An 8,535-nucleotide genomic window follows, 5' to 3' on the forward strand; every position below is an offset into this window, starting at 1 on the left:
TCAGTCGTACCGGCGACGGTGAGACCCGTGGGAGCGTGTGGTGCGGTTCGTCCTGGTGGCGGCCATATGATCCTGGTCCATGGGAGATGCCCGAATTGCCGTCGAGCAGCGTGACGGACGTGAGAAAGGGCGGCGGGCCGGGGTTTCCCAGCGGGCCGCCGCCTTTGCCGTGTGGTACCTGCGTGCCGTCGCCTTCGTCAACTTCCTCAGCGCGGTGTGGGTGTCGCTGGGGCAGGACGTGCGGCGGCACAACCAGGAGAACTTCTTCACCCCGTACCTGCTGACCGCCGGCTTCGCCTCCGGTGTGTTCACCGCGTTCCTCGCGATCACCATGCGCCGCCGCAAGCGGGCCGCGTGGATCCTGAACCTGGTGCTGAGCGGGCTCTTCCTCGCGCTCTTCGCGTTCGCCATGGCGTTCCCGGAGATCCGCCGGTACGCCCAGAACTGGATCTCGCTCGTGCTGACCGCCGCCTTCGTGGCGGCGCTGCTCGTCGGCCGGCGGGAGTTCTACGCGAAGGGCGACCGGTCCAACCCCCGGCTCGCCGCCACCGTCGCGGTCGGCGGCGGTGTCGCCGCCTCACTGCTCGCCGCACTCCTCGTCACCGTCACCGACCAGGCGCCGCAGGCCGCGCGTTCGACGTTCGTGGAGCGCTGGCACTACGGCACCCTGCGCCTGGTCTCGGTCGCCTCCGACCCCTCCCGGTTTCCCCACATCGCACCGCCCAACTGGGTGAACGTCGTCATCAACGTGCTCAGCACGCTGCTCGTCCTCACCGTCTTCTACGCCGCCTTCCGTTCCCGCCGGGCCGTCGACCCGATCACCGAGGACGACGAGAAGCAGCTGCGCGTGCTGCTGGAGCGGCACGGCGAACGGGACTCCCTCGGGTACTTCGCGCTGCGCCGGGAGAAGAGCGTGGTGTGGTCGCCGACCCGCAAGGCGGCGGTCGCGTACCGGGTGGTCGGCGGGGTGAGCCTCGCCTCGGGGGATCCGATCGGGGATCCGGAGGCCTGGCCCGGGGCGATCGTGCCGTGGCTGGCCGAGGCGCGGACGCACGGCTGGATCCCGGCGGTGATGGGCGCGGGCGAGGAGGCCGGGACCGTGTACGCCCGCCACGGTCTCGACGCCCTGGAACTCGGTGACGAGGCGATCGTGGAGGTCGCCGACTTCACGCTGGAGGGTCGGGCCATGCGCACCGTGCGGCAGGCCCACAACCGGATCGGCCGGGCCGGGTACTCGGTACGCGTCAGACGGCACGAGGACATTCCGGCGGACGAGATGTCGTACCTCGTCCGGCGTGCCGACGACTGGCGGGACGGGGCCACCGAGCGCGGGTTCAGCATGGCGCTGGGGCGGCTCGGGGACCCCCGGGACGGGCGGTGCGTGATGGTGGAGTGCAGGGACGGCGGCGCCGGGGACGGCGAGGGCGAGCTGCGGGCGCTGCTGTCGTTCGTGCCGTGGGGGCCGGGCGGGCTGTCCCTCGATCTGATGCGGCGGGACCGGGACTCCGACAACGGGCTGATGGAGTTCATGGTCATCGAACTGCTCCGGCGCGCCGGGGAGATCGGGATCACCCAGGTCTCGCTCAACTTCGCGATGTTCCGGTCGGTCTTCGAACGTGGTGCGCGTCTCGGCGCGGGACCGGTGCTGCGGCTGTGGAGGTCTCTGCTGAGCTTCTTCTCCCGGTGGTGGCAGATCGAGTCCCTGTACCGGGCGAACGCCAAGTACCGGCCCATCTGGGAGCCCCGGTTCCTGCTCTTCGAGAAGAGCGCGGACCTGCCGCGCATCGGTCTCGCGTCGGCGCGCGCGGAAGGGTTCCTGGAGGCGCCGGGACTGCCCGGGTGGCTGCACCGCGGACACCTGGAGTCGCCCGGGGACACGCACGGATGAGGACCACCGCATGACACCGCTCGCTCGCTGGGCCCGCGTCGAATGGGGGCTGCTGTACGCCACCGCGCGCGGGCCGCTGGCGAAGCTGCGGCTGCGGGCGGTGCCGATGACGGTCGCCGCGGTGTGCCTGACCGCGCTGCTGCAGTTCACGCAGAACCAGCCGTGGGGTTACCGCCTCGTGCAGCACGCCGGGGCCGTGCGGGCCGCGGACCCGTTCTGGCTGGCCCTGCTGCGCACTCCGCTCTCCCTGTGCGTACCGGCGCTGGACCTGCCGGTGTGGGGTGCGCTGGCGCAGATCCTGGTCGTCTTCGGCATCGCCGAGGTGTGCCTGGGCTGGTGGCGGACCCTGGCCGTCGCGTACGTGGCGACCCTCGCCGGCACTCTGTACGCCCGCGTCGGCATCGCGCTGGGCCCGCACGTCCCGCTGGGCCTGCCGGGCTCGGACGCGCGGGTGGTGGACACCGGGCCGTCGGCCGCGGTCGTCGGCCTCGCGGTCTTCCTGGCCTGGCGGTACGGCGCCCACGTCACCGCCGGCGCGGTGGCCGCCGCGATGGTGGCCGAGGTGGCGCTGAAGGAGAACCTCGCCGGCCGGGAGCACTTGGCGGCCCTCGCGGGCGTGGCGGCCCTGTGGGCGGCGGTGCGGATGGCACGGCGGCTGCGGCACCCGCGGCCTCAGCGGCGGCCGGGCAGCCGGGCCGGCTCGGGGCGGTCGGGTTTGCCGCCGATCCAGTCCTGAAGGGTCCGGCTGAGCCGGGACCAGCGCCGGTCGTGGTGGTAGGCGCGCAGGCCCGCCCGGGCCCGGGCGCGCGGCCGGTCGCCGTAGAAGCGGCGGGCCCAGGCCGAGCCGGGACGGGCGAGGCGGACCGCGCCGACGACGGCGACCAGCGGGACGATCACTCCGAAGATCGCGACCCGGGTCTTGCCCTTGCTCAGCGCGACGAGCGAGAAGGCGAAGTTGGCCACGATGTTCGCGATGACCGTGCCCCGGTCCTGGAGTTCGTCGGCCGAGATGTCGTTGACCCCGAACGGGGAGAACCCGGCGAGCAGCAGCCCGACCATCGCGGCGGTGATGACGACGACCTCGACGCTCTTGCGGCCCTCCTCGGTCCAGTAGACGTCGTCGAGGTGGAGGATCAGCGCGAACTCGTCGAGGACGAGGCCCGCGCCGATACCGAAGACGATCGCGGCGACGGCCGCGCCGAGGCCCTGCCGGCCGCCGGCGACCGCGCCGAAACCGCCGACGACGGTGAGGACCACCCCGGGGACCACGTGGTGGATGTGCAGCCCGCCGGCCTTCACGTTGCCGAACGGGCCTTTCCCGGCCCGGATCAGCCGGGTGATGACCCGGGTGACCACGAAGGTCAGGACGAAGGCGGTCAGGGCGAGCAGCAGCGGGAGTTTGCCGGGCTCGACGATGTTCCGTTCCAGCCATTGTCCCATGTGCGCACTTTATCCCCGGCCGAGGTCCCGACCGGGGTCCGTGCCAGGGGCCGACGGGGTTCATGGCCGGGGGCCGACGGAGTTCGTGCCAGGGGCGACCCGGTTCGTGCCGGGGTCGGTCGGGAGGGTGCTGGGGGTCGGTGGTTCCTGACCTCCGGGTAACCTGCGCCGGTGGTCAAGACCCCCTGGCCGGACGGCCTTCGCTTCGCCTTCGGCACGCTCACGGTGTTCCCTGTGAAGGTCACCCGCTGGGACCGCGAGGCGGCCCGCGGCGGCATGCTGCTCGCCCCGCTGGCGGGCCTCGCCGTGGGGGTCTGCGCGGCCGCGGTCGGCGCGCTGCTGGTGGTCGCGGGGGCGAGTGCGCTGCTGGCCGCGGTGGCCGCGGTGGCGGTGCCCGCCGTGCTGACCCGCGGGCTGCACCTGGACGGCCTCGCCGACACCGCCGACGGGCTGGGCAGCGGCAAGCCCGCCGAGGAAGCGCTGCGCATCATGAAGCAGTCGGACATCGGGCCGTTCGGCGTGATCACCCTGGTCTTCCTGCTGCTCGGTCAGGTGGCCGCGCTGGCACAGGCGTTCGGTGACGGCTGGGCGCGGGGGGCACTCGCCGCGGTGGTGTCGGCGACGGTGGCCCGGCTGGCGCTCACCCTCGCCGCGGTGGCGGGGGTGCCGGCGGCCCGGCCGGAGGGGCTGGGAGCGGCGGTGGCGGGGGTGGTGCCGAAGGTGGCGGCCGCCGTGGTGACGTTCGCGGTGATGGTGGCGGCGGCCGGCGCGGGGGCGCTGCTCGGGGCCGGCGAGAGTCTGCGGGCACTGCTCGCGGTGGTGGTGGCGGAGGGCGCCACCGACGGGCTGCTGCGGCACTGCCGGCGGCGGTTCGGAGGGGTCACGGGGGACGTGTTCGGGGCGCTGGCCGAAGTCGCCGCCACCGCCGCGCTGGTGGTGTTCTCCCTGGGGGGCTGACCCGGAGGTGACCCCTGCGCCACCCTCGGGTGAACACCCGCAGGAATGAGCGAACGCATACACACGCGTAGTCTCGTCCCGGGTGTTCGCCGACAGGGTGAAGGCCCCGGTCGCAACGCACCCCGGGTCAGCTCCCGGGGCTGCTTCCCGGGCCCGGTCGACCCACACCACTCGGCCACTGCAACTCAACATCGGAAGCGAGATTTCACCACCGTGACTGCTCTCACTCTCAGCACCTCAGCGGCGCCCGGCCTCCGGGCCGACGCGATCGTGATCGGTGTCGCCAAGGGCACTGGCTCCAAGTCCGCGGGCCTGGTCGTAGCACCGGGCGCGGAGGCCGTGGACAAGGCCTACGACGGCAAGCTCGCCGCCGTCCTGGAGACCCTCGGTGCCTCGGGTGCCGAGGGCGAACTGACCAAGCTGCCCGCCCCGGCCGGCTTCAAGGCCCCCCTCGTCATCGCCGTGGGGCTGGGTGCCGTGCCCGCCGAGGACGCGGACTACGACGCCGAGGTGCTGCGCAGGGCGGCCGGTGTCGCCGGCCGTGCGCTCACCGGTGCGAAGAAGGCGGCCTTCGCGCTGCCCGTCCAGGACGCGGCCGCCGTCGGCGCGCTCGGCGAGGGCGTGCTGCTCGGCGCGTACTCCTTCGACACCTACAAGGACAACGGCAAGGACGCGAAGACGCGCAACGGGAAGGCGCCGCTCGCCGAGGCCGTGCTGCTCGGCGGCAAGCCGCGGGACGCGGCCCACAAGGCGGCCGTGGCCCGCGCCACCGCCGTCTCCGAGGAGCTCAACCGCGCCCGCGACCTGATCAACACCCCGCCGAACGACCTCACGCCGGCCATCTTCGCGGGCATCGCGCAGAACGCGGCCAAGGAGCACGGCCTCAAGATCCAGGTCCTCGACGACAAGGCGCTCACCAAGGGCGGCTACGGCGGCATCCTCGGCGTCGGCGGCGGCTCGGCGGCGACACCGCGGCTGGTCAAGCTGTCGTACACGCACTCCAAGGCGGACAAGCACCTCGCCTTCGTCGGCAAGGGCATCACCTACGACTCGGGCGGCATCTCCCTCAAGCCGGCCGGCCACAACGAGACGATGAAGTGCGACATGAGCGGCGCGGCCGCGGTCCTCGCCGCCGTCGTCTCGGCGGCGCGCCTCGGTCTCGAGGTCAACGTGACCGGGTGGCTGGCGCTGGCCGAGAACATGCCGTCCGGGTCCGCGGTGCGCCCCGGCGACGTGCTGCGCATGTACAGCGGCAAGACGGTCGAGGTGCTCAACACGGACGCCGAGGGGCGGCTGGTGCTGGCCGACGCGCTGTGGGCGGCGTCGGCGGAGAAGCCGGACGCGATCGTGGACGTGGCGACGCTGACCGGCGCGATGATGCTGGCGCTGGGCAGCCGGACGTTCGGCATCATGGGCAACGACGAGGCGTTCCGTACGGCGGTGCACGAGGCCGCGGAGGAGGTCGGCGAGCCGGCCTGGCCGATGCCGCTGCCCGAGCACCTGCGCAAGGGGATGGACTCCTCCACCGCCGACATCGCGAACATGGGCGAGCGGATGGGCGGCGGGCTGGTCGCCGGGCTGTTCCTGCGGGAGTTCGTCGGTGAGGGGATCACCTGGGCGCACCTCGACATCGCCGGGCCGGCGTTCAACGAGGGCGGTCCCTTCGGGTACACGCCGAAGGGCGGCACGGGGTCCGCGGTGCGGACGCTGGTGCGGCTCGCGGAGCTGACCGCCGCGGGCGACCTGGGCTGACGTCGGATGATGTGGGCGGGGCCTCGCGCGCGGGTAGGGCGAGGTCCCGTCGCCGAACAGCTCGGGAGGTTCGGTCCTGCGGCGGCTGCGGGTGATTCGTGGCTTGTCGCGCAGTTCCCCGCGCCCCTGACGGGGCGCTGCCACTCGCGGCGTTATCAAGTGAGCGTGTGGTGTCTCACACTCCAGCCCGGCGTCTCGTTCACCTCCGACAAGTGCGAAGATGGGCTCGGCAGGACAGGGCCCCCACCACAGGGCCGAAGAAGAGCGGCCGGACACCAGCCGCCGCGCGGTCACTGGAGACCGGCGTACGGCGCACATGCATGGAGGACGTGACGTGGCGAACGACGCCAGCACCGTTTTCGACCTAGTGATCCTCGGCGGTGGTAGCGGTGGTTACGCCGCGGCCCTGCGCGGGGCTCAGCTGGGCCTGGACGTCGCCCTGATCGAGAAGGACAAGGTCGGCGGTACGTGCCTGCACCGGGGTTGCATCCCCACCAAGGCCCTGCTGCACGCGGGTGAGATCGCCGACCAGGCCCGCGAGAGCGAGCAGTTCGGTGTCAAGGCCACCTTCGAGGGCATCGACGTGCCGGCCGTCCACAAGTACAAGGACGGTGTCATCGCCGGCCTGTACAAGGGCCTGCAGGGTCTCATCGCCTCCCGCAAGGTGACGTACATCGAGGGCGAGGGCCGGCTGTCCTCCCCCACCTCCGTCGACGTGAACGGCCGGCGCGTCCAGGGCCGCCACGTGCTCCTCGCGACCGGCTCCGTGCCGAAGTCGCTGCCGGGCCTGGAGATCGACGGCAACCGGATCATCTCCTCCGACCACGCCCTCGTCCTGGACCGCGTGCCCAAGTCCGCGATCATCCTGGGCGGCGGTGTCATCGGCGTCGAGTTCGCCTCCGCCTGGAAGTCCTTCGGTGCGGACGTCACCGTCATCGAGGGCCTCAAGCACCTCGTCCCGGTCGAGGACGAGAACTCCTCCAAGCTTCTTGAGCGCGCCTTCCGCAAGCGCGGCATCAAGTTCAACCTGGGCACCTTCTTCTCGAAGGCCGAGTACACCGCCGACGGCGTCAAGGTCACCCTCGCCGACGGCAAGGAGTTCGAGGCCGAGGTCCTGCTCGTCGCCGTCGGCCGTGGCCCGGTCTCCGCCGGTCTCGGCTACGAGGAGCAGGGTGTCGCCATGGACCGCGGCTACGTCCTGGTCGACGAGTACATGCGGACCAACGTCCCGACCATCTCCGCCGTCGGCGACCTGGTCCCGACCCTCCAGCTGGCGCACGTCGGCTTCGCCGAGGGCATCCTGGTGGCGGAGCGGCTGGCCGGTCTGAAGGCCGTCCCGATCGACTACGACGGCGTGCCGCGGGTGACGTACTGCCACCCCGAGGTCGCCTCCGTGGGCATCACCGAGGCCAAGGCCAAGGAGATCTACGGCGCGGACAAGGTCGTCGCTCTCAAGTACAGCCTCGCGGGCAACGGCAAGAGCAAGATCCTGAACACCTTGGGCGAGATCAAGCTCGTCCAGGTGAAGGACGGCGCCGTGGTCGGCGTCCACATGGTCGGCGACCGCATGGGCGAGCAGGTCGGCGAGGCCCAGCTGATCTACAACTGGGAGGCGCTGCCCGCCGAGGTCGCCCAGCTCATCCACGCCCACCCGACGCAGAACGAGGCGATGGGCGAGGCCCACCTGGCGCTGGCCGGCAAGCCCCTGCACGCGCACGACTGACCCTCGGTCGACCCAAGCGACTCCGCTTGCACACAGACTTCCGCAATTCGTAAGGAGCAACCGAAACCATGGCGGTTTCCGTAACCCTTCCGGCGCTCGGCGAGAGCGTCACCGAGGGCACAGTCACCCGCTGGCTGAAGGCCGAGGGTGAGCGCGTCGAGGCCGACGAGCCGCTGCTCGAGGTGTCGACCGACAAGGTCGACACCGAGATCCCGGCCCCCGCCGCGGGCATCCTGGCCTCCATCAAGGTCGCCGAGGACGAGACCGTCGAGGTGGGCGCCGAGCTGGCGATCATCGACGACGGCACCGGCGCCCCGGCCGCCGCTCCGGCCCCGGCCGCCGAGCCCGCCGCCGCCCCGGCGCCGGCCCCGGCCGAGCCCGCCCAGGCCGCCCCCTCCACCGAGCAGGCCGCCCCGGCTCCGGCCCCGACCGCCGAGGCCGCCACCGGTGCCTCCGGCGCGCAGGGCACGGACGTGGTCCTGCCCGCGCTCGGCGAGTCCGTCACCGAGGGCACCGTCACCCGCTGGCTGAAGCAGGTCGGCGAGGAGGTCGCCGAGGACGAGCCGCTGCTCGAGGTCTCCACCGACAAGGTCGACACCGAGATCCCGGCGCCGGTCGCCGGTGTCCTGCTGGAGATCGTGGTCGGTGAGGACGAGACCGCCGAGGTCGGCGCCAAGCTCGCCGTCATCGGTGCCCCGGGTGCCGCTCCCGCGGCCGCTCCGGCCCCGGCCGCCCCGGCTCCGGCGCCCGCCGCCGCTGCCCCGGCTCCGGCCCC

Annotated in this window: 7 protein-coding genes; 6 read left to right on the forward strand and 1 reads right to left on the reverse strand. The window is 72.6% G+C overall.

Annotation, left to right across the window (positions count from 1 at the left end; all coding sequences use genetic code 11):
* The first annotated feature begins 79 nt into the window (after window positions 1–79).
* A complete protein-coding gene (locus tag MB828_RS11905) occupies window positions 80–1,888 on the forward strand; it encodes a phosphatidylglycerol lysyltransferase domain-containing protein (protein ID WP_301648129.1) in 1,809 nt (602 codons plus the stop codon).
* Between the two features lie 10 nt (window positions 1,889–1,898).
* A complete protein-coding gene (locus MB828_RS11910; RefSeq protein WP_301648130.1) occupies window positions 1,899–2,624 on the forward strand; it encodes a hypothetical protein in 726 nt (241 codons plus the stop codon).
* Here MB828_RS11910 and MB828_RS11915 read toward each other — a convergent pair.
* Entirely contained in the window at window positions 2,561–3,328 is a 768-nt protein-coding gene (locus tag MB828_RS11915) for a hypothetical protein (protein WP_133029120.1), read from the reverse strand. The genes MB828_RS11910 and MB828_RS11915 overlap by 64 nt on opposite strands.
* Before the next feature lie 171 nt (window positions 3,329–3,499).
* On the opposite strand from MB828_RS11915, the gene MB828_RS11920 reads away from it, so the two are divergent.
* From MB828_RS11920 to MB828_RS11935, 4 genes are all read left to right on the forward strand, one after another.
* Window positions 3,500–4,285, forward strand: a complete 786-nt coding sequence (locus tag MB828_RS11920; RefSeq protein ID WP_301648131.1) for an adenosylcobinamide-GDP ribazoletransferase — start codon at window positions 3,500–3,502, stop codon at window positions 4,283–4,285.
* A 213-nt stretch (window positions 4,286–4,498) separates the two neighbouring features.
* The gene (locus MB828_RS11925; RefSeq protein WP_301648132.1) at window positions 4,499–6,037 is read left to right on the forward strand and encodes a leucyl aminopeptidase; all 1,539 of its coding nucleotides are present in this window, start codon (window positions 4,499–4,501) and stop codon (window positions 6,035–6,037) included.
* Between the two features lie 334 nt (window positions 6,038–6,371).
* The gene (lpdA, locus tag MB828_RS11930) at window positions 6,372–7,760 is read left to right on the forward strand and encodes a dihydrolipoyl dehydrogenase (protein ID WP_301648133.1); all 1,389 of its coding nucleotides are present in this window, start codon (window positions 6,372–6,374) and stop codon (window positions 7,758–7,760) included.
* Between the two features lie 68 nt (window positions 7,761–7,828).
* A partial coding sequence (locus MB828_RS11935) for a biotin/lipoyl-containing protein (protein WP_343236161.1) occupies window positions 7,829–8,535 on the forward strand: 707 nt, incomplete at its 3' end.

Source organism: Streptomyces arenae (assembly GCF_022343545.1).
GTDB classification, from domain to species: Bacteria; Actinomycetota; Actinomycetes; order Streptomycetales; family Streptomycetaceae; genus Streptomyces; species Streptomyces humi.